Origin of the sequence: Thioclava sp. ES.031 (genome assembly GCF_002563775.1) — a bacterium.
In the GTDB taxonomy this organism is placed as follows: Bacteria; Pseudomonadota; Alphaproteobacteria; order Rhodobacterales; family Rhodobacteraceae; genus Thioclava.
Genome location: NZ_PDJO01000001.1, coordinates 2,824,448 through 2,850,346 on the forward strand (window position 1 = coordinate 2,824,448; position 25,899 = coordinate 2,850,346).

The 25,899-nt window shown below is 64.2% G+C and carries 29 protein-coding genes and 1 other RNA gene; 20 read left to right on the forward strand and 10 right to left on the reverse strand.

Annotated features, from left to right (window positions below; translation table 11 throughout):
* Positions 1-177: 177 nt before the first annotated feature.
* The 9 genes from AXZ77_RS13445 to AXZ77_RS13485 all read right to left on the reverse strand — a co-directional run bounded on the left by AXZ77_RS13445 (position 178) and on the right by AXZ77_RS13485 (position 8,284).
* On the reverse strand, positions 178-1,269 hold the full coding sequence (locus AXZ77_RS13445) for a c-type cytochrome (protein WP_098411536.1): 1,092 nt from the start codon (positions 1,267-1,269) through the stop codon (positions 178-180).
* The gene (gene soxC / locus AXZ77_RS13450; RefSeq protein ID WP_098411537.1) at positions 1,250-2,560 is read right to left on the reverse strand and encodes a sulfite dehydrogenase; all 1,311 of its coding nucleotides are present in this window, start codon (positions 2,558-2,560) and stop codon (positions 1,250-1,252) included. The genes AXZ77_RS13445 and soxC overlap by 20 nt, the downstream gene beginning before the upstream one ends.
* 59 nt (positions 2,561-2,619) lie before the next feature.
* Positions 2,620-4,311, reverse strand: coding sequence for a thiosulfohydrolase SoxB (gene soxB / locus AXZ77_RS13455; RefSeq protein WP_098411538.1), 1,692 nt, complete (start codon positions 4,309-4,311; stop codon positions 2,620-2,622).
* A gap of 156 nt (positions 4,312-4,467) precedes the next feature.
* Entirely contained in the window at positions 4,468-5,328 is an 861-nt protein-coding gene (soxA, locus tag AXZ77_RS13460) for a sulfur oxidation c-type cytochrome SoxA (RefSeq protein WP_098411539.1), read from the reverse strand.
* A 115-nt stretch (positions 5,329-5,443) separates the two neighbouring features.
* Positions 5,444-5,770: a thiosulfate oxidation carrier complex protein SoxZ gene (soxZ, locus tag AXZ77_RS13465; RefSeq protein WP_098411540.1), complete on the reverse strand. Its 327-nt coding sequence runs from the start codon at positions 5,768-5,770 to the stop codon at positions 5,444-5,446.
* A gap of 25 nt (positions 5,771-5,795) precedes the next feature.
* Positions 5,796-6,218, reverse strand: a complete 423-nt coding sequence (gene soxY, locus AXZ77_RS13470; RefSeq protein WP_098411541.1) for a thiosulfate oxidation carrier protein SoxY — start codon at positions 6,216-6,218, stop codon at positions 5,796-5,798.
* Between the two features lie 37 nt (positions 6,219-6,255).
* The gene (gene soxX / locus AXZ77_RS13475) at positions 6,256-6,732 is read right to left on the reverse strand and encodes a sulfur oxidation c-type cytochrome SoxX (protein ID WP_098411542.1); all 477 of its coding nucleotides are present in this window, start codon (positions 6,730-6,732) and stop codon (positions 6,256-6,258) included.
* A 234-nt stretch (positions 6,733-6,966) separates the two neighbouring features.
* Positions 6,967-7,521, reverse strand: a complete 555-nt coding sequence (locus tag AXZ77_RS13480; RefSeq protein ID WP_098411543.1) for a thioredoxin family protein — start codon at positions 7,519-7,521, stop codon at positions 6,967-6,969.
* Positions 7,522-7,546: 25 nt separating this feature from the next.
* Complete coding sequence (locus tag AXZ77_RS13485) at positions 7,547-8,284, reverse strand: cytochrome c biogenesis CcdA family protein (protein ID WP_255266501.1); 738 nt, start codon at positions 8,282-8,284, stop codon at positions 7,547-7,549.
* Between the two features lie 111 nt (positions 8,285-8,395).
* On the opposite strand from AXZ77_RS13485, the gene AXZ77_RS13490 reads away from it, so the two are divergent.
* The 14 genes from AXZ77_RS13490 to AXZ77_RS13555 all read left to right on the forward strand — a co-directional run bounded on the left by AXZ77_RS13490 (position 8,396) and on the right by AXZ77_RS13555 (position 20,014).
* Complete coding sequence (locus AXZ77_RS13490; protein WP_255266502.1) at positions 8,396-8,872, forward strand: hypothetical protein; 477 nt, start codon at positions 8,396-8,398, stop codon at positions 8,870-8,872.
* Positions 8,873-9,085: 213 nt separating this feature from the next.
* A complete protein-coding gene (locus AXZ77_RS13495) occupies positions 9,086-9,385 on the forward strand; it encodes a helix-turn-helix transcriptional regulator (protein ID WP_098411544.1) in 300 nt (99 codons plus the stop codon).
* Between the two features lie 52 nt (positions 9,386-9,437).
* The gene (locus tag AXZ77_RS13500; RefSeq protein ID WP_098411545.1) at positions 9,438-10,484 is read left to right on the forward strand and encodes a YeeE/YedE family protein; all 1,047 of its coding nucleotides are present in this window, start codon (positions 9,438-9,440) and stop codon (positions 10,482-10,484) included.
* A 151-nt stretch (positions 10,485-10,635) separates the two neighbouring features.
* An RNA gene (ffs, locus tag AXZ77_RS13505) (signal recognition particle sRNA small type) lies at positions 10,636-10,732 on the forward strand.
* 102 nt (positions 10,733-10,834) lie between these two features.
* Positions 10,835-11,746 carry an MBL fold metallo-hydrolase gene (locus AXZ77_RS13510; RefSeq protein ID WP_098411546.1) on the forward strand — a complete coding sequence of 304 codons (912 nt, stop codon included), beginning with the start codon at positions 10,835-10,837 and terminating at the stop codon, positions 11,744-11,746.
* A gap of 33 nt (positions 11,747-11,779) precedes the next feature.
* On the forward strand, positions 11,780-13,540 hold the full coding sequence (locus AXZ77_RS13515) for a DNA polymerase III subunit gamma/tau (RefSeq protein ID WP_303741011.1): 1,761 nt from the start codon (positions 11,780-11,782) through the stop codon (positions 13,538-13,540).
* A gap of 127 nt (positions 13,541-13,667) precedes the next feature.
* Positions 13,668-14,012, forward strand: coding sequence for a YbaB/EbfC family nucleoid-associated protein (locus tag AXZ77_RS13520; RefSeq protein ID WP_078520159.1), 345 nt, complete (start codon positions 13,668-13,670; stop codon positions 14,010-14,012).
* 4 nt (positions 14,013-14,016) lie between these two features.
* Positions 14,017-14,616, forward strand: a complete 600-nt coding sequence (gene recR / locus AXZ77_RS13525; protein WP_098411547.1) for a recombination mediator RecR — start codon at positions 14,017-14,019, stop codon at positions 14,614-14,616.
* Complete coding sequence (locus AXZ77_RS13530; RefSeq protein ID WP_098411548.1) at positions 14,616-14,960, forward strand: TfoX/Sxy family protein; 345 nt, start codon at positions 14,616-14,618, stop codon at positions 14,958-14,960. The genes recR and AXZ77_RS13530 overlap by 1 nt, the downstream gene beginning before the upstream one ends.
* A gap of 176 nt (positions 14,961-15,136) precedes the next feature.
* Complete coding sequence (locus AXZ77_RS13535) at positions 15,137-15,802, forward strand: glutathione S-transferase family protein (protein WP_098411549.1); 666 nt, start codon at positions 15,137-15,139, stop codon at positions 15,800-15,802.
* Positions 15,803-16,017: 215 nt separating this feature from the next.
* Positions 16,018-17,544 carry an FAD-dependent oxidoreductase gene (locus AXZ77_RS13540; RefSeq protein ID WP_098411550.1) on the forward strand — a complete coding sequence of 509 codons (1,527 nt, stop codon included), beginning with the start codon at positions 16,018-16,020 and terminating at the stop codon, positions 17,542-17,544.
* Between the two features lie 151 nt (positions 17,545-17,695).
* Positions 17,696-18,739, forward strand: a complete 1,044-nt coding sequence (queG, locus tag AXZ77_RS13545) for a tRNA epoxyqueuosine(34) reductase QueG (protein ID WP_098411551.1) — start codon at positions 17,696-17,698, stop codon at positions 18,737-18,739.
* Between the two features lie 43 nt (positions 18,740-18,782).
* Complete coding sequence (locus AXZ77_RS13550; protein WP_255266503.1) at positions 18,783-19,724, forward strand: DMT family transporter; 942 nt, start codon at positions 18,783-18,785, stop codon at positions 19,722-19,724.
* A gap of 104 nt (positions 19,725-19,828) precedes the next feature.
* A complete protein-coding gene (locus tag AXZ77_RS13555; protein ID WP_078520166.1) occupies positions 19,829-20,014 on the forward strand; it encodes a hypothetical protein in 186 nt (61 codons plus the stop codon).
* Between the two features lie 86 nt (positions 20,015-20,100).
* Here the strand turns inward: AXZ77_RS13555 and AXZ77_RS13560 are convergent, their stop codons facing one another.
* Positions 20,101-20,970 carry a branched-chain amino acid aminotransferase gene (locus AXZ77_RS13560; protein WP_078547823.1) on the reverse strand — a complete coding sequence of 290 codons (870 nt, stop codon included), beginning with the start codon at positions 20,968-20,970 and terminating at the stop codon, positions 20,101-20,103.
* A gap of 152 nt (positions 20,971-21,122) precedes the next feature.
* Between AXZ77_RS13560 and AXZ77_RS13565 the strand changes: the two genes are divergently transcribed.
* The 6 genes from AXZ77_RS13565 (at position 21,123) to AXZ77_RS13590 (ending at position 25,855) form a co-directional block, all read left to right on the forward strand.
* On the forward strand, positions 21,123-21,620 hold the full coding sequence (locus AXZ77_RS13565; RefSeq protein ID WP_075775697.1) for a MarR family winged helix-turn-helix transcriptional regulator: 498 nt from the start codon (positions 21,123-21,125) through the stop codon (positions 21,618-21,620).
* Positions 21,620-22,333 (forward strand): response regulator, encoded by a 714-nt coding sequence (locus AXZ77_RS13570; RefSeq protein WP_098411553.1) that lies wholly within the window; start codon positions 21,620-21,622, stop codon positions 22,331-22,333. Before AXZ77_RS13565 ends, AXZ77_RS13570 begins: the two co-directional genes overlap by 1 nt.
* Before the next feature lie 380 nt (positions 22,334-22,713).
* Positions 22,714-23,274 carry a ubiquinol-cytochrome c reductase iron-sulfur subunit gene (gene petA, locus AXZ77_RS13575; RefSeq protein WP_098411554.1) on the forward strand — a complete coding sequence of 187 codons (561 nt, stop codon included), beginning with the start codon at positions 22,714-22,716 and terminating at the stop codon, positions 23,272-23,274.
* Between the two features lie 12 nt (positions 23,275-23,286).
* Positions 23,287-24,603, forward strand: a complete 1,317-nt coding sequence (petB, locus tag AXZ77_RS13580; RefSeq protein ID WP_098411555.1) for a cytochrome b — start codon at positions 23,287-23,289, stop codon at positions 24,601-24,603.
* Positions 24,604-24,623: 20 nt separating this feature from the next.
* A complete protein-coding gene (locus AXZ77_RS13585) occupies positions 24,624-25,430 on the forward strand; it encodes a cytochrome c1 (RefSeq protein ID WP_078542806.1) in 807 nt (268 codons plus the stop codon).
* Positions 25,431-25,507: 77 nt separating this feature from the next.
* Entirely contained in the window at positions 25,508-25,855 is a 348-nt protein-coding gene (locus tag AXZ77_RS13590; protein WP_098411556.1) for an antibiotic biosynthesis monooxygenase, read from the forward strand.
* The last annotated feature ends 44 nt before the right edge of the window (positions 25,856-25,899 follow it).

A 25,899-nucleotide genomic window follows, 5' to 3' on the forward strand; every position in this document is an offset into this window, starting at 1 on the left:
CTTTGGTCCAGATAGCCCCGGGGGGAGGCGGGCTGCAAGCCCGGCGGGGAGAGCCCCCGGCACCGGCGCCCAAATGAAAAGACGCCCGCGGGGAGCGCGGGCGTCGAAACACGATCAGGCGGAAGGCCCCTGACGGTTTAAGTGAGCGGGGACCGAAGCCCCCGCCCGGGGAGGGTGTTAGCCACCTTGGCTCTCGATGTAGGCGAGCACCGCCTTGACGTCTTCGGGGTCTTTCAGACCGGCGAAGGACATCCGGTTCTTCGGAATGTAGCCCTTCGGATCGGCGAGATACTCCTCGACCGTCTGCTCAGTCCAAACCAGACCGTCTTCGCCGTGCAGGGTCATCGACTTCGAGTATTTGAAGCCGTCAACCGTCCCGGCCTGACGCCCGATCAGCCCGTTGAGCACGGGACCGACGCGGTTCTTCGCGTCTTCGCCGACCTGGTGGCAGGCCTTACACTTCTTGAAGACCTTCTCGCCAGCTGCGACCAGCTCCGGGTCAGCCGAGAGGCTTTCCGCCGGCGCGGCCTCTGCCTTGGCTTCCTCCGCAGCCGCCGGAGCGTCCTGCGCCGGAGCTTCGGCAGTGTCGGTTTCAGCCGCAGTATCGGCAGCCGCCGTGTCTTCGCCGTTGCCCTCATCGGGGGTCACGTCGAGAACGGTCGCCTTCTTGGTGATCTGCACGTCGGTCTTACAGTCGCTCATGCAAGCGGCTTCCGAGAACTTCGGCACTTCGACCTCATCGCGGTTATCCACGATGAACCCATCGGCGTTCGGCATCTCCACGTCGAGGAAGTTATCCTTCGTAAGGACGAAATCGTCATCCACGAGATAGTTCGAGTAGAGGATGTAGGCGACGATGGCGTAGGTCTCGTCGACGGTCAGCGTCTGCGCGTTGCCGAACGGCATCGAGCGGTGCGCATAGTCCCAGACGGTCGACAGGTAGGGCCAGTAGGAACCGACGGTTTTCACCGGGTCCTTGTCGGCCAGCGTTCCATCGCCCCCGGCCAGTTTCGGCCAGTTGTCGACGCCCTCGGCGAAGTCGCCGTGACACGCCGCGCAGTTGTCGGCGAAGATTTTCTCACCATCGGCAACCGAGCCCGAACCTTCGGGAAGGTTCTTGCCATCGGGGAAGACCTCGACGGTCCAGGCGTTGATTTCCTCGGGCAGCGCTTCACGACCCAGACCGTATTTCTCGGCCAGGGCGGGCGTCGCGACGAGCGGAGCGGCCAGAAGCGTGGCCAGCAGCAGATTACGACGACACTTCGACATTCTCGGACTCCCCGTTTTCCTTGACCCACCAGGTCTGGATACCGTTGTTGTGATAGACCGAATTCTCGCCACGGATCGCGCGGAGCGCGTCCTTGGTCGGCTGAACGTAGCCGGTGGAATCGGTAGCGCGGGACTGAAGGAGCATCTCCGAACCGTCCCAGTCGATCTCGAGGTAGAAGCGCGAGACCGCCTTGTCGGTGCCCGGCTCGGCCAGACGGGCTTCCTGCCAGTTCGCACCGCCATCGATCGACACGTCGACCTTGGTGATGTGACCGCGACCCGACCAGGCCATGCCGGTGATGACCAGCGGGCCCTTGCCGTGCTTGATCGGCATCTGCGGGCTGGGCGAGGTGACGACCGATTTGGCGTCCATGACCCAGGTCCACTTGCGCGACGTGCCGTCGGCGAGCGTGTCGGTGTATTTCGAGGTTTCTTCGCGCGACTGCACGGCCTCGTCGGTGACTTCGAGGCGACGCAGCCACTTCACCCACATGTTGCCTTCCCAGCCCGGAACCACGAGGCGCACCGGATAGCCGTGCTCCTTGCGCAGCGCCTCGCCGTTGGCCTTGATGGCCACGAGACAGTCGTCGAGCGCTTTCTCCAGCGGGATCGAGCGGCCGTTCGAGGACGCGTCGGCGCCTTCGGCATAGACCCACTTGTCCTTGATCTGGTCGCCGAGATTGGTGATCCCCGCTTCTTCGAGCAGCGTCCGCAGCGGGATGCCCGAATATTGCATGTTGTGGATCATGCCCTGGGTGAACTGCGCACCGTTGAGCTGTGCACCAGCCCATTCCATGCCCGAGTTCGCCGCACATTCGAGGAAGTAGGTGCGGTTCTCACGCGGGAAACGCTCCAGATCCTCGTAGGTGAAGACCAGCGGCTTATCGACGAGGCCGTTGATCATCAGGCGGTAGTCTTCCTTCTTCAGCTCGATCGCGCCCGAGTGGTGACGCTCGAAAGCGCAGCCGGTGGGGGTGATCGTGCCGTCGAGGGCGTGGATCGGCGTGAAGTTGATCGACGAAATCGTATCCGCCGTCAGCCAGCCGACATTGCGGCGGATGACGTCATCTTCGAATTCGATCGGCAGGCCGTAGGGGGTCGCATCGACCCCGTCGCCCCAGCCCGAAGCCCAAGACTGAACTTCGGTGATCAACGGATCGGGTTGAGTTTGCGCGCGCGCGGCACCAGCACCTGCGGCCATCGCACCGACCGCAGCCCCTGCGCGGAGGAACCCGCGGCGGCTGAGGGCGGCATTGGCGGCCGGGTTGCCCTGGCGTTCCTTGTCGTCCATGTGTTTTCCTCCAGTCTCTAACCCCCTGCGGGGCGCAATCATCGACGGGCGGGACCGGCTTAAATGCCGGTCACGACCACCGAGTCATTCGGTTTCAAGTCAACGGTTTTGATCTTGCGCAGGTGATCGGCGATCACGTCCCAGATCTGCGGCCCTTCGGTGCCTTCGTTGACCGAGGCCCAGCCCGTCACGACGTAGTTGCGTGCCGGGTCGATATCGGAGCCGTCCTTCAGGAGCGTCATGTTGGAAATCCGCTCGCCGATCGGCTTCGAAACGTCGATGTGGTAGCCCATGCCACCCACTCGAACCATGTCCCCGCCCTGCTGATAGTAGGGGTCGGTGTTGAAGATGTTGTCGGCCACGTCTTCGAGAATGGTCTTGATCAGCTCGCCCGTCATCTCGGTGCGATAGTTCTCGCCATAGGTCATCGAAGTGGCGTTGAGCACGTCTTCCATGGTGATTTTCTGCCCCGGGATCAGCGACGGCCCCCAGCGCACGCCCGGGCTCATCGCGATCTCGGCGTCCTGCTCGGACAGCATCGCTTCGCAGATCAGGTCGTCCCAGGTGCCGTTGAAGTTGCCGCGGCGATAGAGCAGCGAGTTCGTCTCGCCCACGACTTCCTCGAGTTCGGCCTTGTAGGGCTCGCGATGGCCCATGATGACGTCGGTCATCTCTTTGTCGGGCTCGATCACGTCGGAGAAGATCGGGATCAGCTTGTGGCGGAAGCCCATCATCTTGCCGTCGCGCACGTCGAGATCGACGCGGGAGACGAATTTGCCGTTCGAGCCCGAGGCGATCAGGATCGTCTCGCCCACGAGGACCGGCTCCGGAATGGCGTCATGGGTGTGACCGGTGAGGATCACGTCGATGCCCTTCACGCGGCTCGCCATCTTGTGGTCCACGTCGAAGCCGTTATGCGACAGGCAGACGACCAGATCGACGCCCTTCGCACGGACCTCGTCGACCATCGCCTGCATACGCTCTTCGCGGATGCCGAAGGAATAGTCGGGGAACATCCAGCCCGGGTTGGCGATCGGCATATAGGGGAAGGCCTGACCGATGACCGCGATCTGCGTGCCGTTGCGCTCGAAGATCTTGTAGGGCTCGTAGGCGGGCTCGTCCCACTCCGCGTCGAAGATGTTCGCGCCGAGGAAGGGGAAGGGAAGGCCGTCAACGATCTCGTTCACGCGGTCCTGACCATAGGTCCATTCCCAGTGCGAGGTCATCGCTTCGACGCCGAGCGTGTTCATGACGTCGACCATGTTCTGGCCTTTGGTCTTCAGCGCGACCATCGAGCCATGCCAGGTGTCGCCGCCATCGAGCAGCAGCGCTTCGGGACGCTCGGCCTTGATCGCTTTCACGATCGTCGCCACGCGGTCCATGCCGCCCATCTTGCCGTAGGACTTCGCGAGATCGGTGAAGTTCTCGTAGGTCAGCGCATAGGCGTCGGGGCTGTTCGGCTCGATGTTGAACATCTTGAGGAAATCCGCGCCGGTGACATGCGGCGGACGGCCCTTGGCCTCACCCACGCCGAGGTTGATTTCCGGCTCGCGGAAATAGATCGGCATCGCTTGCGCGTGGATGTCGGTGATGTGGATCAGCGTCACGTTGCCCAGCGGTTCGAACTGCAGGAGCTGGTCCTGAGTCAGCGACTGCTGTGCCATGGCGCGCGACCAGCGCGACAGGCCCGAAGCACCGAGGATAGTCGAGGCGGCCAAGCTCGCCTGAAGAAATTCCCGCCGGGAAATCATGCGATGTGTCTCCTTCTTCTCACCGGGCCCGTGCGCCCGGCGGTCGTTTCATTCGGGTAAATTGACAAACAAATTCAAACAGATATTAAAAATTGAATATGTTGAAACGAAACGCGCGGGACAGGGAGGCCCCTGCCCCGCGCATCAAGTCAAAGGTCAGGGACGGACGCCGCCGCCCTCGATGTCGAGACCCAAGCCGCGCGAGGCGACGTAGAGCTCAAGATTGCGGAACTCGTCCGAACCCGGGCTATAGGTTTCCGCGCGCGTGTCGCGGATACAGCCCTTGAAGCGGTTGTGGATCGAAACCACGCCCGCGTTCTTCAGACGGTAGACCGGGAAGCCCTGAATCTGGCCCTGGCTGAGGTGGTCAGCGCGGATGAAGTTGCCGTAGTTCTCTTCGTGGCACGACGCGCAGGACAGCTCGAGCTGACCGTAGCGGGTGTAGTACATCTCCTTGCCCTTCTCCCAGAAAGGCTGGGCGTCGCCGTCGATCTTGACCGCGACCGGCATACCACGCGACTCGACCGCGATTGCGGCGGTCATGTTCTTCATCGAACCGCTGTCCCAGCCCCAGGCTTCGGCGCCCATGCGGTTGGTGCGGCAGTCGTTGATGAAATCTTCCATCGACCACAGCTTGCCGGCTTCGTTCAGCTTCGGCATCTCGGCGCGGACGCCTTTCATGCCTTCGCTGATATCGCCGTGGCAATCCGCGCAGGATTTGCCTTCGGAGCCATCAGCGGTCGACCAGGCTTCCTGGCCTTGCTCGGCAAAGATCATGATCGGGTTGTCGAAGTCGTCCTGTTCCATCGCGCGGGTCTCATCCGTACGGAAGAGCCAGCCGGAATAGACCTCGTCGAGGTGCCCTTCGAGGTGAGGGGCGGCGGGCGCCTTCACCGTGATCGGGGTGTCGCCGTTGATGACGAGCTCGTCATCCGCCATTTCGGCGTGCAGCGCCGCGGTGCTGAGCGCGAAGGCTGCAGTGGCGGCAAGGATGGTGCGGCTGGTGCGCAACGTCATATTCTGTGTCCTCCCTGGGTGTGCCCCGCGCCCATCGATCTCCCCAAACAGGCGCGGTTCTCTGTTTTTGGTGAGGCGGCGCGCTCCCTCACGCGCCGCTAGCCTTGACGGCCGATCAGCTCACTTCGATCTTTTTGCTGTCTTCGTAGGTCGAGCCGTCGTCATCGTACCAGGTGAACTTGAACTCACCGGATTCCGGGACTTTCGCCTCGAACTCGATATAGGGATTGGTCGAGATCGCCGGCTCGAGGGTCACGTCGACGACGTTCTCACCGTTGAAGTCGCAGGTGAAGCGATTGATGATCTCGCGCGGGATGACGTTGCCGTCTTTATCCTTGCGCTGGCCCGATTCCATCGGGTGCGAGATCAGGGTTTTGATGGTGATCGTGTCACCGGCCGAAGCAGTTTTCGGCACTTTTACGCGGGGTCTCACGCCTTTCATGGTCTTGTCTCCTCAGATACCGAATTTAGCCGCCGCAGCCGCCGATGGTGACCTTCACGGTCGATTTCGCCTGGACGAAGCTACCGTCAGCCATCTTGGCGACAGCGATAACGTCCTGGGTCTTCGAGAGGCGAATGCGGGTCGAAGCCATCTGCGAGCCAGCCATCGGACCGAACTTGAAGGTCACGACGTCGGGCGTCGGGTTGCCGGTCGCGAAGACCGCGATCTCGGTTGCGCCGGGCGCATCCACGGAGATCGGAACGGTGTTCCCGTTCTCGGCGATTTCCGGCGCGGTCAGGGTGACGCCGTCACCCATTGCGGCATCGGCGCCGCCGGTGAACTTGGCGATGGCGTCGGCACCGGCATCGGCCAGCGCGGGCAGCGGCAGCATGGAAGCGGCAACGCCGCCCATCGCCAGCGCCAGCGCGTCACGTCTGGTCATGGTCATGTTGTATCTTCTCCTCTCGGGTTTGTCGTTCAGAGGGTCACTCGTCCTTGAGGGTCATCAAGAAAGCGACCACATCCTCAACCTGTTGTGCATTCAAAATCGGCGGCAGATCGGCAGGCGCAGCCTTGCCGGTGTAACCATCGCCGGGGCGAATGAAGGGACCGGTTTTATACATCGCCGGCATTACCGTGCCCTCGAACGTGTGCTTGGCATCGACGACGATGCCGCGCAGCTGCGACTCGTCCCAGCGGTCACCGGCACCGTTCAGTTCCGGGCCGACATTGCCTTGGAACGACGCGTCGAGCGCCGAGACCTTATGGCAGGCCACGCAGTTGCCCAGCGACTTGGTCGCCGCGACTTCTGCGCCTTTAGCTGCATCGCCCGGCTGGCCGGTCAGCGACTCGGTCACCGCGCCCACATCGGTGAATCTGACATCCATCGGCGCGGTTTCTGCGATCGCGGCGCTGGCTGCGAAGGTGACGGCCATTGCGGCCCACGCAACGTGGCGTTTCATAGAAGTCCTCCCAAATTCTCTCCCTGACTCACTTTTAAGCGAGCGCGCTACAGTGGTGCAATGGATAAATTCAAAAAACCGCATATTTTCCAATATGTTCACTCGGATATATCGAAGCATACAGCCGTATACCCAAGATTTTTTTAGCAAAATCAGAAACATTCGCGGGCGCAGCACGAATGCTGCACTGGCAAGCAAGCGATCACGACTCTGTCAGAATCGCCAAGAGAGCGCTCACTTCGCCATAACTTTCTCGGCAACGTACTTCTGAAAGTTCTGCCCGCTCTCATAGCCGTGAGTCTTTACCCACTCGAACAGAGCCATCGTCGTGCCCTTCCCGAAAGCCCCCGGCATCTGCGCGACCGCCTGCTTGTTGGCGGGCTGGTCGGTGGCTTCCTCGGGGAAGAACATCATGGTCGGCGTGAACATCACGCCCCACTTCATCGCCATCTCTTTTTCGGGCAAAGCCTCGCCGTCGAAATCGGTCACCTCGACATCGCCGAAGAGGTTCATCTGCACGACGTAGTAGTTGTCGGTGATGTATTGCGCGATCTCGGGGTCGGAGAAGACCTCCTCATGCATCTTCTTGCAGTAGATGCAGCCGCGCTGCTCCCAGATGACCATGAAGCGCTTGCCCTCGTCATTGGCAGTCGCAAGATCGTCCGACATGTCCTTGAACGTGTCGTGGAACCACGGCTCCTTGTGCAGCCCGTCATCGCCCATCTCGGCTGCATGGGCCGGCAGGGCCAGCATCGCGGCGGTGAAAGCGGCAGTCAGAAAATGACGCATGATCGTCCTCCCTAGAAACAGACGGTCAGCCGAGACTCCCACTCGGCATGACGTCGATCAGAAACTCACCAATGTAGCGCAGCCCCCCGGTCACGATGAGAACTGCGAACAGGATCAGCATAACCCCCATCGCCTTTTCCACATAGCCGAGCTTGGCACGGTGCTTCGCCATGAAAGCGAGGAAGGGCCGCGTGAAGAAGGCCGCGATGATGAAGGGCAAGGTCATCCCGATCCCATAGGCAAAGAGCAGCAGCCCGCCCTTCGAGATATCGCCCATGCCCGACGCCACCATCAGGATCGCCGCAAGCGCGGGGCCGACACAGGGCGTCCAGCCGAAGCCGAACGCGAGCCCCATCACATAGGCGCCTAGGAAGGTCGTGGGATCGGTCTTCGCCTCCATCCGCGCCTCGCGATAGAGGAACGGGATGCGGATCACGCCGAGGAAATGCAGACCGAAGACCAGCAGGATCGCCGCGGCCACCCAGCTCAGCGGCCCCATCCATTCGCGGAATGCAGTCCCCAGCGCCGTCGCCCCCATCCCCATCAGCACGAAGATCGTGGTCACGCCCAGCGCAAAGGCCACAGAAGAGGCCACCATGCGCGCCTGCGCGCCCGGCGCGATCTTGCCGTCGCCACGCAGCTCGGACATCGAAAGCCCGGCCATGTAGGACAGGTAGAACGGCACCATCGGCAGAATGCACGGCGTCAGAAAAGACAGCAGGCCAGCAAAAAACGCCCCGCCATAGGTAATATCGATCGGCACTGTTTCCTCCCTCGTGACGCGCCCTAGCCTATATGGCCTCGGTCTCCCAACCGTCCTTGAAGGGGCCCGTCAAACACATTACGATCTTTATATGTAAAAAGGGGTCCGTCAATGTTCCGCATTGTGTGGCATACGATTTCCATGATCGCGGCGCTGGCGATCACGCTGGGCGCGACGGGCGATGTCGCGCGCGCCGATACCGCATCGCAAGCCGCCGACGCGACGGTCGCCGCCACCTCCGAGGCCGAGACCAGCGAGGCGATAGCCGACAGCGAGTTCCGGCTTTTGATGGTCGAGCAGGTCGGCTGCATCTATTGCCGGATGTGGAACAACGACCTTGCGCCGATCTATCCGAAGACGCCCGAGGGCAAGACTGCGCCGCTGCAGCGGGTCGATCTGCACAAACCCTTCCCCGACGACATCACGATCACCGGGGGCAAACCGCTTTTCACACCGACCTTCATCCTGCTGCAGGACGGGGTCGAGGTCGCCCGCATCGAAGGCTATGCGAGCGAAGATTTCTTCTGGGGCCTGCTCGATCAGGCCCTGAAAAAGAATGGCGCGACGTATCAGACCCCATCGAACTGAGGTTTGACCTGCGCGCTTTTGTCTCGCTTTTGGCGGGTTTTTGCGCTCTCGGGCTTTGTTCCAGCGAATCGACATGCTAAAGCCTGAGTCATTCGATCAATACGGTCGCACTCTGTGCGGCTTCCAAGGAAGGACGATGCGGTGCGGCATCTGGTGCCTGACGGTCATGCCGAAAAGCTTGCCTCTGCCACGGCCGAGTCGAGATGTTCCCGCATGGATGCAGAAGAGCTACTCGATCGCGCACAAGACGCCTCCAACCTCATGAAGGCGCTCGCCCATGAGGGGCGGCTGATGATTCTGTGCCATCTGAGTTCGGGCGAGAAATCGGTGACCGAGCTGGAAAACCTGCTGGAATCGCGCCAAGCCGCGGTGAGCCAGCAATTGGCGCGGCTGCGCCTCGAGGGGCTCGTCAGCGCACGCCGCGAAGGCAAGGCGATCTACTACACGCTCTCTGATCCGCGTGCGCGTCGCCTCGTCGAGACGATTTACGAGATGTTCTGCGCCACCGACTGAACGCGGTGCGCCATCAGACCGGACGCTGGGTGATCCGGGGGGGAGAAGGGCAATGGAACAGATTCCGATGGGTGCCTTGGCAGCCATGGTCGGGGCGATCGGCGGCATCATTCTCGGCCTTGCCGCGCGCCTTGGCGATTTCTGCACCCTCGGTGCGCTGGAAAGCGCGGCCTATGGCGACGACCAGAGGCGCCTGCGTCTCTGGGGGATCGTGCTAGGGGTGGCGATCACCGGCGCCTTCGTGGCCGAGGCCCTCGGCTATGCCGACATCACCCGAAGCTTCTATCACACGATCAAATGGTCGCCGCTCGCCTCGATCGTGGGCGGGCTCGTCTTCGGCTATGGCATGGCGCTCGCCGGCAATTGCGGCTTCGGTGCGCTGGTGCGTTTCGGAGGCGGCGATCTGCGTGCGATGGTCGTGGTCGTCGTGATGGGCATCTTCGCCTTCGTGACGCTGTCCGGCCCCCTCGCCCATCTGCGCCTTCTGATCTTCGACCAGCAGGCCGCCGATACTCCACAGGGCATCGCGCATTGGCTCTCGGCGCGGACCGGGCTTCCGCCCCTGGTCTTCGCCCTGCCCGTCGCCGCCGGTTTCCTTGCCTGGGCGCTGAGCTATCAACCGCTGCGCGCCGATAAGCGCCGCCTCGCCTGGGGCGTGGCCGCGGGCCTCGCGGTGGTCTGGTGCTACGTCGGCACCTCCTATCTCTTCACCGAGAGCATGGGCGAAACCGGCGTCGAGGCGCCGTCCTTCACCGCACCGCTCGGGCGCACGATCCTCTATTTCATGACCTCCACGGCAGGCGGGCTCACCTTCTCCGTGGGTCTCGTCGCGGGCGTGCTGGGCGGAGCCTTCCTCGGCTCGGCCATTCGCGGCCTCTTCAAATGGGAAGCCTGCGAAGACCCGCGCGAACTGGGCCGTCAGGTCAGCGGCGCGGCCCTGATGGGGATCGGCGGCACGATCGCGGTCGGCTGCTCGATCGGCCAGGGTGTGAGCGCGATGGCCGTGCTCTCCTTCTCCGCACCGGTCACGCTGGCCTCTATCGTGATCGGCGGGCTGATCGGCCTGCGCCAGTTGATCCACGGCTTCCAGCCCGAGTAAGTCCCGGCCGCGCAAATCAGCCCATTTTCGGCTTGGCTGAAATATCCCGGGGGTGAGGCGCGGACGCGCCGAGGGGGCAGCGCCCCCTCTCCTTCAACCTCTTCCCGCACAACGCTTGCGAATCTGATCCGGGTTTCCTATATCGCCCCTCGAGAGGTTGGCGCGGGCGAGCGCCTCGCCAACCCGGTCAGGTCCGGAAGGAAGCAGCCGCAACGAGCCCCGCTTGGGTCGCTGTCCAGCCTCTCACCCTATCCCCTACAAGCTCGCTTCTGTTTTGCCGCCGCGTCACCATGCCCGGTTGTGAGATGACATCATCGCGTTAAGCTTCCTGTCAAAAGGGAGGTTTCACCATGTTTCGTTTCGCTCTGGCCGCTCTGGCCATTCTTCCTCTGCCGCTCTTCGCGGGCACGCTCAAAACCGTCGAAGTCGCACCGAACACCTATGCCATCGAGGGCCCCTTCGGGCAGCGCGATGCCGAGAACCTCGGCAATAACGCGACCTTCGGGCTGATCGTCACGGATGAGGGCGCGGTGCTCGTCGATGCGGGCGGCACCTATAAAGGGGCGGCGGCGCTCGACGAAGTGATCGGCACCCTCACCGACCAGCCGGTGAAATACGTGATCGACACCGGCGGGCAGGATCACCGCTGGCTCGGCAATGGCTACTGGAAAGAGCATGGCGCCGAGATCATCACCTCAGAGGATGCGCTCGCCGACCAGGAGGCCCGCGCGTCGCTGGAGTTGACGATGCTGGATGCGCTGGTCGGCAACGAGGCGCTCGCAGGCACAGACCCCGTCTATGCCGACACGACCTTCGACGAGAGCTACACGCTCACCCTCGGCGGGCGCGAGATCGAGATCACCCATCCCGGCCCCGCCCACACGCCCGGCGACAGCTTCGTCTGGCTGCCTGCAGACAAGGTGATGTTCACCGGCGATATCGTCTTCGTGGGCCGCATCCTCGGCGTGCTCGACATGTCCTCCTCGATCGGCTGGGTCGAGGCCTTCGAGGCGATGGCCGCCTATGAGCCCGCTCATGTCGTTCCGGGCCACGGCCCCGCCACCGATCTCGCGACCGCGACGAAGGATACCTATGATTACCTGACCAATCTGCGCAGTCAGATGGCCGATTATATCGACGAGGGCGGTGACATCATCGGCTCGGTCAATGTCGACCAGTCGCAGTTCGAATATCTCGAGGATTTCGACACGCTCGCCAAACGCAACGCGCAGGCGGTGTTCAGCCAGATGGAATGGGAATGAGCCGGGTGGACGCCGACGCCCCGGGGGCCTAGTCTGACGGCTGCCTATGACACCGGAGCTTCGATGACCGACACCCAATATCAGGTTCTCGCCCGCAAGTACCGTCCCGAGACCTTCGCCGACCTGATCGGACAGGCGCCGATGGTGCGCACCCTCAAGAATGCCTTCGCGGCCGACCGGATCGCGCAGGCTTTCATCATGACGGGGATTCGCGGCACCGGGAAAACCACCACGGCGCGGATCATCGCCAAGGGCCTCAACTGCATCGGCCCCGACGGCAACGGCACCCCCACGACCGATCCCTGCGGCGTGTGCGAGCATTGTCGCGCGATCATGGAAGGCCGCCATGTCGACGTGATGGAGATGGACGCCGCCTCGCGCACCGGCGTGGGCGACATCCGCGAGATCATCGAGAGCGTGCATTACCGGGCGGCCTCGGCACGCTACAAGGTCTACATCATCGATGAGGTTCACATGCTGTCCACGAGCGCGTTCAACGCGCTCCTGAAGACGCTCGAGGAACCGCCCGCCCATGTGAAGTTCATCTTCGCGACCACCGAAATCCGCAAGGTGCCCGTCACCGTGCTCTCGCGCTGCCAGCGCTTCGACCTGCGCCGGATCGAGCCCGAGGAAATGATCGCGCTGCTGCGCCGGATCGCCGATGCCGAAGGCGCCGAGATCGCCGATGACGCGCTCGCGCTGATCACCCGCGCCGCCGAAGGGTCCGCCCGGGATGCGACCTCGCTGCTCGATCAGGCGATCGCGCATGGCGCCGGCGAGACCACCGCGGAACAGGTCCGCGCGATGCTGGGTCTGGCCGACCGCGCCCGCGTCCTCGATCTCTTCGACATGATCCTGCACGGTCAGGCCGCCGAGGCTTTGACCGAACTTGCCGCGCAATATGCCGATGGCGCCGATCCGATGGCGATCATGCGCGATCTGGCCGAGATCACGCATTGGGTCTCCGTCATCAAGGTCACGCCCGAGGCCGCCGAAGACCCGACCGTGCCGCCCGAGGAGCGCAATCGCGGTCAGGAAATGGCGGCCGCTTTGCCGATGCGGGTGCTCTCGCGGCTCTGGCAGATGCTGCTCAAAGCGCTCGAAGAAGTCGCGAGCGCGCCCAATGCGATGATGGCGACCGAAATGGCCGTGATCCGCATGACCCATGTGGCCGACCTGCCCGACCCGGAAACGCTGATCAAGAAGATCCAGCAGGGCAATACCCAGACCCAGGCCGCAGGCCGGGGCCCCGCGCCTTCGACCGGGCCGGTGCATGGCGCGACGCTGCGCGCCCGGCGTGCCGGTGGTGGGGCCGTGGCTGCGGCGGCCCCTGCCCCGCAGCACGATCCGATGGCTGACGCGCTCGCCCGCTTCGCCAGCTTCGACGACGTGGTCGATCTGATCGCCCGGATGCGCGACATGACCCTGCTGCTGGAGGTCGAGAGCAATCTGCGCCTCGTGAATTACCGCCCCGGCCGGATCGAGTTCGAACCGACCCCGCAGGCCTCGCGCGATCTCGCGGCGACGCTTTCGGCACGGCTGCAAGGCTGGACCGGCGCGCGCTGGGGCGTCTCGGTCGTCTCCGAAGGCGGCGCGCCCACGATTGCCGAGGTGAAGGCCGAGGAAATGGCGAAGGCCGAAGCCGAGGCGATGAAGAACCCGCTGGTGGCGGAGATCTTCGCCCGCTTCCCCGGCGCGAAGATCGAAATCCTGCCCGAGGAAGATACCGCCGCGATCGAGGCCGAGGCCCTGGCCGAGGTCGAAGACGAATGGGACCCCTTCGAGGAAGGCTGAGCCACGCCAAGGGCGGCCCTGCGCAATCGCATGCGCCGCCCTGCCGCGCCGTTTTCCCGCCTTGTCCCTTGTCCCTTCGCGCAGCGATGCGTATCTCTCACTCAAGCCAAACGTGACGGAGAAAGCGATGTTCAAGGGATTGGGCGCCATGGGCGACATGGCCAAGATGATGAAGGCCGCCAAGGAAATGCAGGAGAAGATGGGCGAGCTCCAGGAAGAGCTCAAATCCATCGTCGTCACCGGCGAGGCCGGGGCCGGTCTCGTGCAGGCCCGCGCCACCGCGAAGGGCGAATTGACCGGGCTCTCCATCGACCCCTCGATCCTGCAGGCCTCCGAGAAGGAAGTCGTCGAAGACCTGATCCTCGCCGCGATCAAGGACACGCAGGAAAAGGCCAAGTTCCGCGAGCAGGAAGAGCAGAAACGCCTCCTGCGCGAGCTGGGCCTGCCCGAGAACATGGACCTGCCGGTCTGATCCGATGAGCGGCGCGCGCGACGAGATAGAGGCGCTGATCGCCCTGATGGCGCGGCTGCCGGGGCTCGGCCCCCGCTCCGCCCGGCGCGCGGTGCTGCATCTGATCTCGAAACGTGCGCAGCTGATGGGCCCCTTGGCCGAGGCGATGGCGCAAGTGGCCCGCACCGCGCGCGAGTGTAGCCGCTGCGGCAATATCTCCACCGCGCCGATCTGCGATATCTGCGAAGACGAGAGACGCGCCACAGGCGAGATCTGCGTGATCGAGGATGTGGCCGACCTCTGGGCGATGGAGCGCGGTCACGCCTTCAAGGGCCGCTACCACGTCCTTGGCGGCACGCTGTCCGCGCTCGATGCGATCGGCCCGGAGGATCTGCGCATCCCCGACCTGCTCGAGCGCGCCACCGAGGAAGGCATCACCGAGGTGATCCTCGCCCTCAACGCCACCGTCGAGGGCCAGACCACCGCGCATTACATCGCCGAGGCGCTCGAAGGACGCGGCATCGCAGTGACCAGCCTCGCACAGGGCGTGCCGATCGGGGGCGAGCTGGACTATCTCGACGACGGCACGATTCAGGCGGCGCTGCGCGCCCGCAAAAGCTTCTGATGGGCACCCGGCCCGAGACGGAGGCGCTGCTGCGCGACTGTCTCGGCGACCGGATCGCGACCCGGCCGATGTTCGGCGAATACGCGGTCTATATGGGCGGCAAGACAGTGGCCCTTCTGTGCGACGACACGCTGTTCGTGCGGCAATTGCCCGAGGCCACGCGCTACCTTGAAGACAGCGGCCACGCGCCCGTCGCAGGCAAACCCTATCCGCGCGCCAAGGATCACTGGCAGATCGACCCGGACCTCTGGGAAGACACGGAGTGGCTCGCAGGTCTTCTGAGCGTGATCGAGACCGCCCTGCCCGCCCCCAAACCAAAGCGCAAACCCAAACCGAAAGCCTAGTCCCCGCGCCCCTTCGGCTTGGCAAAAATATCCCCGCCGGAGACATCCGACCTGTGCCGTGCCGATCACCTTCCGGCAAGGGAGCGCCATCGGCGGGTTTGTCGCCATTGAACCCGCCCGCGCCCGCCGTTATCAGTTCTTCAAATCCCCAAACGAGAATTGCGAGCGTCGCCCCGATGATCCGCCTCTACCATGTCGCCCTCTCCCCGTTCTGCCGCAAGGTCCGCCTCACGCTGGCCGAGAAGAAACTCGAGGTCGAACTCGTCGAGGAACGCTACTGGGAACAGCAGCCCGATTTCCTGCGCCGCAACCCGGCGGGCAAGGTCCCGGTGCTGAAGATGGACGGCATGATGATGGCCGAGAGCCAGGCGATCTGCGAATATATCGACGAGACCCATACCGACGCACCGCTGATGCCGCGCGATCCCGCCGCGCGCTACGAGGTGCGCCGCCTATGCGCGTGGTTCGACGACAAGTTCAATTCCGAGGTCACCGCGCGGATCATGGGCGAGCGGGTCTGGAAGAAGGTCCGCAAGGAAGGTTATCCGGACAGCAAGACCGTGAAGGCGGGCCTGTCCGCGATCAAGTATCACCTCGATTACATGGGCTGGCTGCTGGAACAGCGGCGCTGGCTCGCAGGCGACGTGATGACGCTTGCGGATTTCTCGGCCGCCGCGCATCTGAGCTGCCTCGACTATATCTCCGACGTCGACTGGAACCGGCAGGAGGCCGTGAAGGACTGGTATGCGAAGATCAAGTCGCGCCCGGCCTTCCGCTCGCTTCTGGCCGATCAGCTGCCCGGCATGCCGCCCGCGTCGCAATATGCGGAGCTGGATTTCTGAACGCGCCCCGCGCCTCTATCCGACACCGCCAGTCTCACACCGCGCCGTCCGACCCGTTCGGGCGGCGCAGTCATTTGGTCCTTCGCGAACTTGGCTCACGCAAAGGTGCGCGTCTCGCAAATTTCAAACAATTGATTTAATCATTCGCTTCGCTACCTCAGGAACAGGCCCAAGCCGATCCGGAGCTTGGCCCGGAATGCAAAGCGAGGACTGCCATGCCCCATCCTGTGCTGATCGTGGGGGCCGGCCCGACCGGTCTCACTGCCGCTTACGAACTGGCCCGCCAAGGCGTGCCCGTCCGCCTGATCGAGAAATCTGCACGCCCCGCCACCACCTCGCGCGCGATCGCGGTTCAGGCCCGCACGCTGGAGATGCTGGCGCAGCGCGGTCTGGCAGACACCCTTGTGGCGCGGGGCGTGCAGACCCGGATCGCGCAGTTCTATGGCGAGGGCGCCCCGCTCTTCCGGCTCGACTTCGCCCATCTCGAGAGCCGCTTCCCCTACATCCTCTTCGTCTCGCAGGTCGAAACCGAGGCCGTGCTGCGCGACGCCTGCAAGGCCGTCGGGGTCGAAACCGAATGGGACACCGAACTCGTCGCGATCGCCCGCGAGGGTCACGATGCGCAGGCGCGCCCCATGGCGGTGCTGCGCGGTCCAAATGGTACGCTCGAAGAGCTGCGCCCCGATTGGGTGATTGCCAGCGGCGGGGCGCATAGCCTGATCCGCCGCACGCTCAATCTGCCCTTCGAGGGGAAATCCGTGGGTCAGGGCTTCGTGCTCGGCGACCAGAGGGTCAGCGGCGCGCTCGCCCCCGAGGAACTGCATATCTTCTCCTCCAGCGACGGCTTTCTGGGCATGTTTCCCTTGGGCGGCGGACGTTTCCGGCTCATCGCCTCCGATGTCGCGGGCAGCGAGCAGCCCGATCTGCAGACGCTGCAGCAGGTCTTCGATGCCCGTGCCCATCTGCCCGCGACGCTGCATGACCTCAAGTGGTCCTCGCGCTTCGCGATCAACAGCCGGATGGTCGGGACGCTGCGCGTTGGGCGCTTCCTGCTGGGCGGCGATGCCGCGCATATCCACTCGCCCGCGGGCGGTCAGGGAATGAATACGGGCATGCAGGACATGATGAACCTCGGCTGGAAGCTCGCGCGGGTGATTGAGGGCAAAGCGCCCGAAAGCCTGCTAGACAGCTATGAAGCCGAGCGGCTGCCGGTGATCCGCGATCTGTTGCACGGGACCGAGGCGCTGACCGCGAACATGGCCTCGACCTCGCCCATGCGCCGGATGCTGATCGACCATCTCAGCCCCTATCTCGGCAGCCGCGATCTCGTGCAGGAGAAAGTCGCGGCCCGGATGGGCCAGATCGCGATCGGCTATGAGGGCGGACCACTCGCCGACGGCCCGCATGCGCGCGGCACCATCGCACCGGGCGCGCGCCTCCCCGACCCGCCGTTGGAGGTGGACCGCGATGGGGCATGGCATCCGGCCCACGCGCAGGAGCTGGTCGATCCGTCGGGGTTCGTCCTGCTCTGCGCGGGGGATGGCCCCGCCCCGCAGAGCCGCTTTGCCAAAAGCCTGAAACTACGCCCCGTCCCCGACCACGCGGAGGCGTTCGCGCAGATCTTCGGCCACGACGGCGCGGCGGTGCTGGTGCGGCCCGACGGCTACGTGGCACTGAGCGCGCCGCTTACCGACGCAGCCCGCGCGGTCGCGGCTTACGCGGCGGCGCATTTCGCCAGCTGACGCGCGCCGCCCCGCCCCTTGCCTTGCCCGCCCGGCTTCGAAAGGATACGGCCACGGTGCGATGCGGGCCGCATCCGTCGCGCGCCGAGGGGGCTCTGCCCCCGCCGGCCTGCGGCGCGGCCCCCCGGGATATTTGGACCAAGGCGAAGCCATGAGTGCGGAGTTGAAAGCGCGGTTGATAGAGACGGCCCTTGCCGAGGGTTTCTCAAAGGCGCGCATCACCACGCCCGACGCGATCCCGCAGGCCGCCGAGCGGCTGGCCGCCTTCGTGGGCGCAGGCATGCATGGCCAGATGGGCTGGATGGAAGAGCGCATGGGCTGGCGCGGCGATCCGGCGGCGCTGTGGTCCGAGGGGCGCTCGGTGGTGATGCTGGCCGAGACCTACACGCCCGATTACGACCCGCTGGACCTGCTGAAGGCGCGCGATCACGGGGTGATCTCGGCCTATGCGCAGGGCAAGGATTACCATGATCTGGTGAAGAAGCGGCTCAAGCGCGTCGGGCGCTGGTTGCTGGAGCAGGCGCCGGAGGGCGAGGAGATCAAGGTCTTCGTCGATACCGCCCCGGTGATGGAGAAGCCGTTGGGCGAGGCCTCGGGGCTAGGCTGGCAGGGCAAGCACACGAACCTTCTGGCGCGCGATCTGGGCAGCTGGTTCTTCCTCGGCGCGATCTTCACCACGGTGGAGCTGCCGCCCGACGCGCCGGAGATCAGCCATTGCGGGTCGTGCACGGCCTGCCTCGACATCTGCCCGACCGAGGCCTTTCCCGCGCCGTACCAACTCGATGCGCGGCGCTGCATTTCTTATCTCACGATCGAGCACAAGGGGCCGATCGACGAGGAGCTGCGCGCCAAGATGGGCAACCGGATCTATGGCTGCGACGACTGTCTGGCCGTCTGCCCGTGGAACAAGTTCGCCGCCGAGGCGCGCGAGGCGCGCTATCACGGCGGCGTCGGCGCGCCGCCCCTGGCGGAACTGGCCGCGCTCGACGATGCGGGGTTCCGGGCGCGGTTCTCGGGCTCGCCGATCAAGCGGATCGGGCGCGACCGGTTCCTGCGCAACGTCCTCTATGCGATCGGAAATTCCGAGGATCCGAAACTGGCCGAGGCCGCGCACCCGCATCTGGACGATCCCGATCCGGTGGTGGCCGAGGCCGCGCGATGGGCGCTCGAGCAGCTTGCGCAGGTATCGCGATGAAAGCGATTGCCGCGCCCCGCGCATGGCCTATCTGATCGCGGTCATGACACCCGTTACCACCCAGACCCCTCGGCCACTCCTTGGGATCGCGCTGAAGCTCGGCACGGTCACGGGCTTCGTCATCATGCAGGCGCTTATCAAATCGGTCTCGGACCGGGTGCCGCCGGGCGAGGCGGTGTTCTTTCGCTCCTTCTTCGGCATCGTGCCGATCCTGCTGTGGCTGCTGTGGCGCGGTGATTTGCATGGCGGGTTGCGGGTGGAAAAACCGATAAACCACGTCATGCGCGGCGTCGTGGGAACAACCGCGATGGCGCTGAGTTTCGCAGCGCTTGCCTTCCTGCCGCTGCCCGAAGCGACCGCTCTGGGCTATGCGGCCCCCTTGCTGACCGTCGTCTTTGCGGCGCTCCTGCTGGGCGAGACGGTTCGGATCTTCCGCTTCTCGGCGGTCGGGCTGGGCATGGTCGGCGTTCTGATCGTGCTCTGGCCCCGGCTGGGCGGCAGCGGGCCGGAAGGCGGGGCGGAAGCGCTTGGCGCCGGGCTGGCGCTGGCGGGCGCAACCTGCGCGGCGCTGGCGCAGATCCAGATCCGCCGCATGGTCGGGACGGAGCGCACCTCGGCCATCGTCTTCTGGTTCTCCTGCACCGCCTCGGTGCTCTCGCTGGCCTCCCTGCCCTTCGGTTGGGTCGTGCCGACCGCGGGGGAGGCGACGCTTCTGATCCTCGCAGGGCTGATCGGCGGCACCGGGCAGATCATGCTCACCTCGGCCTATCGCTTCGCCGATGCCTCGCTGGTGGCGCCGTTCGACTACGCCTCGATGCTGCTGGCGCTGGTGATCGGCTACACCATCTTCTCGGAAGTGCCGAGCCATGCGACCTTGGCCGGGGCCGCGCTCATCATCGCGGCCGGCATCGCGATCATTCTGCGCGAGCATTGGCTGGGGCTGGAGCGCAAGCGCGCGCGCAAGGCCGCAACGCCCCAAGGCTGAGCGCCGATCCGCCTGCGACAAAAAACCTGCCTGCCCCTGCGTCACGACTCAGTCGAACCGTGCTATAGTCCCGCTATCAGAGGCGATGACGAGAGGAGGAAGATATGTCCCGTCACATCATCGACCGCGCCGAACTCAAGGCGGAAGGGCCGCGCGTGAAGCGGTTTCTCGAATTGCAACGGCGCGAAGGCATCCACCCTGTGATCAAGGAGCTCAGCAAACGCGGGCGGCCCGACCACGGCGCGCGGATGAAACAGTTCCTGCGGATCGAGCGGGCCGAAGCTACCTGACCATCTGACTTACGCTTGAGAGCTATGAAAACGCGAAAGGGCGTGCCGGGGGGCACGCCCTTCTGTTTTCTCGACCCAAGCGCGGATCAGGCGCGCACGAGTTTCTCGTAAGTCTCGGCGATGTCGCGGGTCAGAGCGCCGACCTCGAAGTTGAAGTCGCGGATCTGGCTGACCGGGGTCACTTCGGCAGCGGTACCGGTGAGCCAGCATTGCTCGAACTCGGCCAGTTCGGTCGGCTCGATCAGGCGCTCGTGGACGGTGATGCCCTTTTCCTTCAGCAGGCCGATCACGGTCTGACGGGTGATCCCGTTGAGGAACACGTCGGCCTTGGGCGTGTGAACCTCACCATCTTTAACGAAGAAGATGTTCGCACCGGTCGCCTCGGCCACGTAGCCGCGCCAGTCCATGAACAGCGCGTCCGAATAGCCGCGATCTTCGGCGGCGTGCTTGGACATGGTGCAGATCATGTAGAGACCGGCGGCCTTCGCTTCAGCCGGGATCGTGCGCGGATCGGGACGACGCCATTTCGCGATGTCGAGCTTGGCGCCCTGCATCTTCGCATCGCCGTAGTAATTGCCCCATTCCCAGCCAGCGACGGCCAGACGCACGGGGTTCTTGCGTGCCGAGACGCCCATATCCTCGCCCGCGCCACGCCAGGCCACCGCACGCACATAGGCGTCGGTCCAGCCATTGGCCTTTAGCATGTCGTATTTGGCCTTTTCGATCTCTTCGACCGAATAGGGGATTTCCATGTCGAGCAGTTGCGCCGATTTGCGCAGGCGGGCGGAATGCTCTTCGCCTTTGAAAATCTTGCCGTTGTAACAACGCTCGCCTTCGAAGACGGAGGACGCGTAATGCAGCGCGTGAGTCAGGATGTGGACATTGGCGTCGCGCCACTCCACAAGCTGTCCATCCATCCAGATCTTGCCGTCACGATCGTCATACGAGCCCGACATCTTACTCTCCTTGCAGTCACGCCATTTTACGAATATTGCGCAACTTACGTCCGAAGTGGACACTTTGTTGCGCCAAAACTGTTCTGCGGTAGCAGTTGAGTCTTGGATAGTCAACAAGGCTGACATAAAGTCACGCAAAAGAGAGGGACGATATGGCAGATAGCGGAAGCCCCGGGGGCGAGACACTTCTTTTCCTGACGGACGAGCAATTGCGCAAAGGCATCGAGGCGATGTTCTTCGCCTATCGCGCCTTTACCGCCGATCCTGACCGTCTGCTCGAAGAATACGGCTACGGGCGCGCGCATCACCGCGCGCTGCATTTCATCAACCGCCAGCCGGGGCTGACGGTGACGACGCTGCTCGCGGTTCTGGGCGTGACCAAACAGTCGCTCAACCGGGTGCTGCGCACGCTGATCGAGGACGGGTTGGTGGAAAGCCGCGTCGGCACTCGCGACAAGCGCGAGCGGCGGTTGCATCTGACGGCGGAAGGGGAAACGCTGGAACGCGCGCTGTCGGAGGCGCAGCGCGGTCGGATGCGCTCAGCCTATCGCGCGGCAGGACCGCAGGCGGTGGCAGGCTTCCGGCAGGTTCTCGAGGCGATGATGGGCCCCGACTTGCACAAGCTCTATCAAATGATGAAAGACGACTGATGCCCTACTCGGCCGACCCTCATCTCCTTATCGTCGACGATGACGAGCGCATCCGGACGCTGCTGAAGAGCTTTCTGCAGCGTCACGGCTTTCTCGTTACCGCCGCGCGCGACGCGGGCCATGCGCGCGCGCTGCTTTCGGGGCTGGAATTCAGCCTGATCGTGATGGATGTGATGATGCCGGGCGAGGATGGGCTATCGCTGACCCGCGATCTGCGCGCCAGATCGATCGCGACGCCGATCCTGCTGCTGACGGCGCGCGGCGAGACGCGCGAACGGATCGAGGGGCTGGAGGCGGGCGCCGACGACTATCTCGCGAAACCGTTCGAGCCGAAGGAACTGCTGCTGCGGATCAACGCGATCCTGCGCCGGGTGCCGCAGGAGACCGAGAGCGGTCCGAAATACCTCTCGCTGGGGCCGCTGAAATACGATCAGGAGCGGGGCGAGCTGTGGGATGGCGATGCGCTGGTGAAGCTGACCGCGACCGAGGTGCAGCTGATGCGCATCTTCGCGACTCATGCGGGCGACGTGGTCAGCCGCACGGAACTGATCGAGGAGCTGGGCCGCGAGCGCGGCAGTGGCGAGGAAGGCGGCGGCGATCGGGCGGTCGACGTTCAGATCACGCGCCTGCGCCGAAAGATCGAGCGCGACCCCCGCGAGCCGCGCTATCTGCAGACTGTGCGCGGTCTGGGCTACCTGCTCGCGCCCGACTGAGCGACATGGCGGCGGCGTATTCCAGCTTGCCCGCCCTCCGCTCGGCCAACGGTCCGAGCCAGATGCAGAACCATCATCTTCAAAAATGCGAATTTGTTATATGTTTTACAGGCCACGAATCGCTTTTCCCCAATCGGGAGCGGCAGTTGCGCGTCGAACTTGTCGCGCGAGGGTGCCTTCCCCGGCGCGTATGGCCATTGACCCTGCGTGATCTGTTGCAAGAGCGACAATTTACTGTCCCGCAGGGCAAAATCAGGCGAATGTGTTCTGGACTGACAAATTCGTGATTGGTATGAGAGCGGCCATGTTTGGCGGCACCTCGCGACGTGCCCCGGCACGTCACTATCGGCCCCCTCGCGGGCCCGGGAAGGAGAGACAACGTGTCCCACGCAGATAATAACGCAGGCACCCGGAGGGATTTCCTCTATTACGCCACCGCCGGCACCGGTGCGGTGGTGACCGGCGCAGCCGTCTGGCCGCTGGTGAACCAGATGAATGCCTCGGCCGACGTCAAGGCGCTCTCGTCGATCTATGTCGACATCTCGGGCGTCGAGACCGGCACGCAGCTCACGGTGAAATGGCGCGGCAAGCCGGTCTTCATCCGCCGCCGCACCGAGGAAGAGATCGAACTGGGGCGTGAAGTGCCGCTCGCCGATCTGGTCGACACCTCCGCCGAGAACGCGAACAAGCCGGGCGCCGAAGCGACCGACGAGAACCGCACGCTCGACGAGGCGGGCGAGTGGCTGGTGATGATCGGCGTGTGCACCCACTTGGGCTGCGTGCCGATCGGCAACGGCTCCGGGGACTACCACGGCTGGTTCTGCCCCTGCCACGGGTCGCATTACGACACCGCCGGCCGGATCCGCAAAGGCCCCGCACCGCGCAATCTCGATATCCCGGTGGCCCAGTTCACCGATGAAACCACCATCAAGCTGGGCTGAGGAGGCATTTAAATGTCGGGCATTCCCCACGACCATTACGAGCCCAAGACGGGCTTCGAGAAATGGACGCATAAGCGTCTTCCGATCATCGGGCTGATCTACGACACGATCATGATCCCCACCCCCAAGAACCTGAACTGGTGGTGGATCTGGGGCATCGTGCTGGCCTTCTGCCTCGTGCTGCAGATCGTCACCGGCATCGTTCTGGTGATGCATTACACCCCGCATGTCGATCTGGCCTTCGCCTCGGTCGAGCACATCATGCGTGACGTGAATGGCGGCTACATGCTGCGCTACATTCACGCGAACGGCGCCTCGCTGTTCTTCCTCGCCGTCTATATCCACATCTTCCGCGGCCTCTATTACGGCTCCTACAAGGCGCCCCGCGAGATCACCTGGATCATCGGCATGATCATCTACCTGTGCATGATGGGCACAGCGTTCATGGGCTACGTTCTGCCCTGGGGTCAGATGTCCTTCTGGGGCGCGACCGTGATCACCGGCCTGTTCGGCGCAATCCCGGGCATCGGCGAGTCGATCCAGGCTTGGCTGCTCGGCGGCCCGGCGGTGGACAACGCGACGCTGAACCGCTTCTTCTCGCTGCACTACCTGCTGCCCTTCGTGATCGCGGCGCTGGTGATCGTGCATATCTGGGCCTTCCACACCACGGGCAACAACAACCCGACGGGCGTTCCGGTCCGCACCGGCTCGAAAGCGGAAGCCGAGAAGGACACCCTGCCCTTCTGGCCCTATTTCGTGATCAAGGACCTCTTCGCGCTCGCCGTGATCCTGCTGGTCTTCGCCGCGGTCGTGGGCTTCATGCCGAACTATCTCGGCCACCCCGACAACTACATCGAGGCGAACCCGCTGGCGACGCCCGCACACATCGTGCCGGAATGGTACTTCCTGCCGTTCTACGCGATCCTGCGGGCCTTCACCTCGGACGTCTGGGCCGTGATGTTCGTCAACTGGATCACCTTCGGAATCGTCGACGCGAAGTTCTTCGGCGTGCTCGCGATGTTCGGCGCGATCCTCGTGATGGCGCTGGCCCCGTGGCTCGACACCTCGAAAGTGCGCTCGGGCGCCTACCGCCCGATGTTCAAATGGTGGTTCTGGCTGCTGGCGATCGACTTCATGGTGCTGATGTGGGTGGGCGCGATGCCGACCGACGGGATCTATCCCTACATCTCGCTGATCGGCGCGACCTACTGGTTCGTCTACTTCCTCGTGATCCTGCCGCTGCTTGGCCTGATCGAGAAGCCGCAACCGATGCCGGCGACGATCGAGGAAGACTTCAACCACCACTACGACATCAAATCGGCTGAATGAGTAAGGAAGAGGGACACCAAATGAAACATCTTCTGATCTCTGCCCTGTCGGCGCTGGTGATCGGGGCAAGCGCCCTGACCTCCCCGGCGATGGCGGCCGAAAGCGGCGAAAGCCATGTCGAGGATATCGACTTCTCCTTCGAGGGCCCCTTCGGGACCTTCGACCAACAGCAGCTGCGTCGCGGCTTCCAGGTCTACCGGGAGGTCTGCTCGGCCTGCCACGGCCTGCGCTATGTCGCCTTCCGCACGCTCGCTGATCAGGGCGGCCCGATGATGGACCCGGCCTGGGTGCGCGCCTATGCCGCCGAGTTCACCGTGATGGACAAGGAAACCGGCGAAGAGCGCCCCGGCAAAGAGACCGACCACTTCCCGTTCATCTCCGGCATGGGCATGGGTCCGGACCTGTCGCTGATGGCGAAAGCGCGTGCGGGCTTCCACGGCCCCTACGGCCTCGGCATCAACCAGTTCTTCCGCGGCATCGGCGGTCCCGAGTATATCTACTCGGTCCTGACCGGTTACACCGGCGAAGAGAAGGAAGAGGCGGGCTCGTATTTCTACGGCAACCACACCTTCCCGGGTGGTTGGATCGCCATGCCTCCGCCGCTCTCGGAAGACCTCATCGAATATGAGGACGGCACGCCCGCCACCGTCGAACAGATGGCCCAGGACGTGTCCGCCTTCCTGATGTGGACGGCCGAGCCGAAGCTGGAATCGCGCAAGCGCTGGGGCTTCGTCGCGGTGCTGATGCTGGCGGTGCTGAGCACGCTGCTCTACCTGACCAACAAGAAGCTCTGGGCGCCGCATAAGGGCAAGAAGTTCGACCTGTAAGCCCGGGCTCGACCTGCTAGACTGATGAACGCCCCCTCGTCCGCGAGGGGGCGTTTTCCGTTCTCTGGAGCTGCCCGATGCCCACACCGCCCCCCGGCTTCGCGCCCCTGCCCGACCCGCCCTATTACGCGGTGATCTTCGCCTCTCTGCCCGGAGCGAGCGATGAGGGCTATGGCGCCATGGCCGAACAGATGGCCGCGCTCGCCGCTCAGCAGCCCGGCTATATCGGGATGGAGAGCGCACGCGATGGAACAGGCTTCGGCCTCACCGTCAGCTACTGGGCCGACGAAGCGGCGCTGATCGCGTGGAAGGCGGTGGCGAAGCACCAGCTCGCGCAGCAACTCGGCAAGGATCGCTGGTATCGCCATTACGCCCTGCGCGTCGCCAAGGTCGAACGCCAGTATGACGGCCCCGAGGGGCGCTGAAATTCTCCCTCCGCTGACGCGGCGCAAAGCGTCCGCGCTCTTGG

Excerpts from the sequence above, each read along its gene's own strand:
- AXZ77_RS13445 (WP_098411536.1), bottom strand. The coding sequence starts at position 1,269 with ATGTCGAAGTGTCGTCGTAATCTGCTGCTGGCCACGCTTCTGGCCGCT.
- soxC (WP_098411537.1), bottom strand. The coding sequence starts at position 2,560 with ATGGACGACAAGGAACGCCAGGGCAACCCGGCCGCCAATGCCGCCCTC.
- soxB (WP_098411538.1), bottom strand. The coding sequence starts at position 4,311 with ATGATTTCCCGGCGGGAATTTCTTCAGGCGAGCTTGGCCGCCTCGACT.
- soxA (WP_098411539.1), bottom strand. The coding sequence starts at position 5,328 with ATGACGTTGCGCACCAGCCGCACCATCCTTGCCGCCACTGCAGCCTTC.
- soxZ (WP_098411540.1), bottom strand. The coding sequence starts at position 5,770 with ATGAAAGGCGTGAGACCCCGCGTAAAAGTGCCGAAAACTGCTTCGGCC.
- soxY (WP_098411541.1), bottom strand. The coding sequence starts at position 6,218 with ATGACCATGACCAGACGTGACGCGCTGGCGCTGGCGATGGGCGGCGTT.
- soxX (WP_098411542.1), bottom strand. The coding sequence starts at position 6,732 with ATGAAACGCCACGTTGCGTGGGCCGCAATGGCCGTCACCTTCGCAGCC.
- AXZ77_RS13480 (WP_098411543.1), bottom strand. The coding sequence starts at position 7,521 with ATGCGTCATTTTCTGACTGCCGCTTTCACCGCCGCGATGCTGGCCCTG.
- AXZ77_RS13490 (WP_255266502.1), top strand. The coding sequence starts at position 8,396 with ATGTTCCGCATTGTGTGGCATACGATTTCCATGATCGCGGCGCTGGCG.
- AXZ77_RS13495 (WP_098411544.1), top strand. The coding sequence starts at position 9,086 with ATGGATGCAGAAGAGCTACTCGATCGCGCACAAGACGCCTCCAACCTC.
- AXZ77_RS13500 (WP_098411545.1), top strand. The coding sequence starts at position 9,438 with ATGGAACAGATTCCGATGGGTGCCTTGGCAGCCATGGTCGGGGCGATC.
- AXZ77_RS13510 (WP_098411546.1), top strand. The coding sequence starts at position 10,835 with ATGTTTCGTTTCGCTCTGGCCGCTCTGGCCATTCTTCCTCTGCCGCTC.
- AXZ77_RS13520 (WP_078520159.1), top strand. The coding sequence starts at position 13,668 with ATGTTCAAGGGATTGGGCGCCATGGGCGACATGGCCAAGATGATGAAG.
- recR (WP_098411547.1), top strand. The coding sequence starts at position 14,017 with ATGAGCGGCGCGCGCGACGAGATAGAGGCGCTGATCGCCCTGATGGCG.
- AXZ77_RS13530 (WP_098411548.1), top strand. The coding sequence starts at position 14,616 with ATGGGCACCCGGCCCGAGACGGAGGCGCTGCTGCGCGACTGTCTCGGC.
- AXZ77_RS13535 (WP_098411549.1), top strand. The coding sequence starts at position 15,137 with ATGATCCGCCTCTACCATGTCGCCCTCTCCCCGTTCTGCCGCAAGGTC.
- AXZ77_RS13540 (WP_098411550.1), top strand. The coding sequence starts at position 16,018 with ATGCCCCATCCTGTGCTGATCGTGGGGGCCGGCCCGACCGGTCTCACT.
- queG (WP_098411551.1), top strand. The coding sequence starts at position 17,696 with ATGAGTGCGGAGTTGAAAGCGCGGTTGATAGAGACGGCCCTTGCCGAG.
- AXZ77_RS13550 (WP_255266503.1), top strand. The coding sequence starts at position 18,783 with ATGACACCCGTTACCACCCAGACCCCTCGGCCACTCCTTGGGATCGCG.
- AXZ77_RS13555 (WP_078520166.1), top strand. The coding sequence starts at position 19,829 with ATGTCCCGTCACATCATCGACCGCGCCGAACTCAAGGCGGAAGGGCCG.
- AXZ77_RS13560 (WP_078547823.1), bottom strand. The coding sequence starts at position 20,970 with ATGTCGGGCTCGTATGACGATCGTGACGGCAAGATCTGGATGGATGGA.
- AXZ77_RS13565 (WP_075775697.1), top strand. The coding sequence starts at position 21,123 with ATGGCAGATAGCGGAAGCCCCGGGGGCGAGACACTTCTTTTCCTGACG.
- AXZ77_RS13570 (WP_098411553.1), top strand. The coding sequence starts at position 21,620 with ATGCCCTACTCGGCCGACCCTCATCTCCTTATCGTCGACGATGACGAG.
- petB (WP_098411555.1), top strand. The coding sequence starts at position 23,287 with ATGTCGGGCATTCCCCACGACCATTACGAGCCCAAGACGGGCTTCGAG.
- AXZ77_RS13585 (WP_078542806.1), top strand. The coding sequence starts at position 24,624 with ATGAAACATCTTCTGATCTCTGCCCTGTCGGCGCTGGTGATCGGGGCA.
- AXZ77_RS13590 (WP_098411556.1), top strand. The coding sequence starts at position 25,508 with ATGCCCACACCGCCCCCCGGCTTCGCGCCCCTGCCCGACCCGCCCTAT.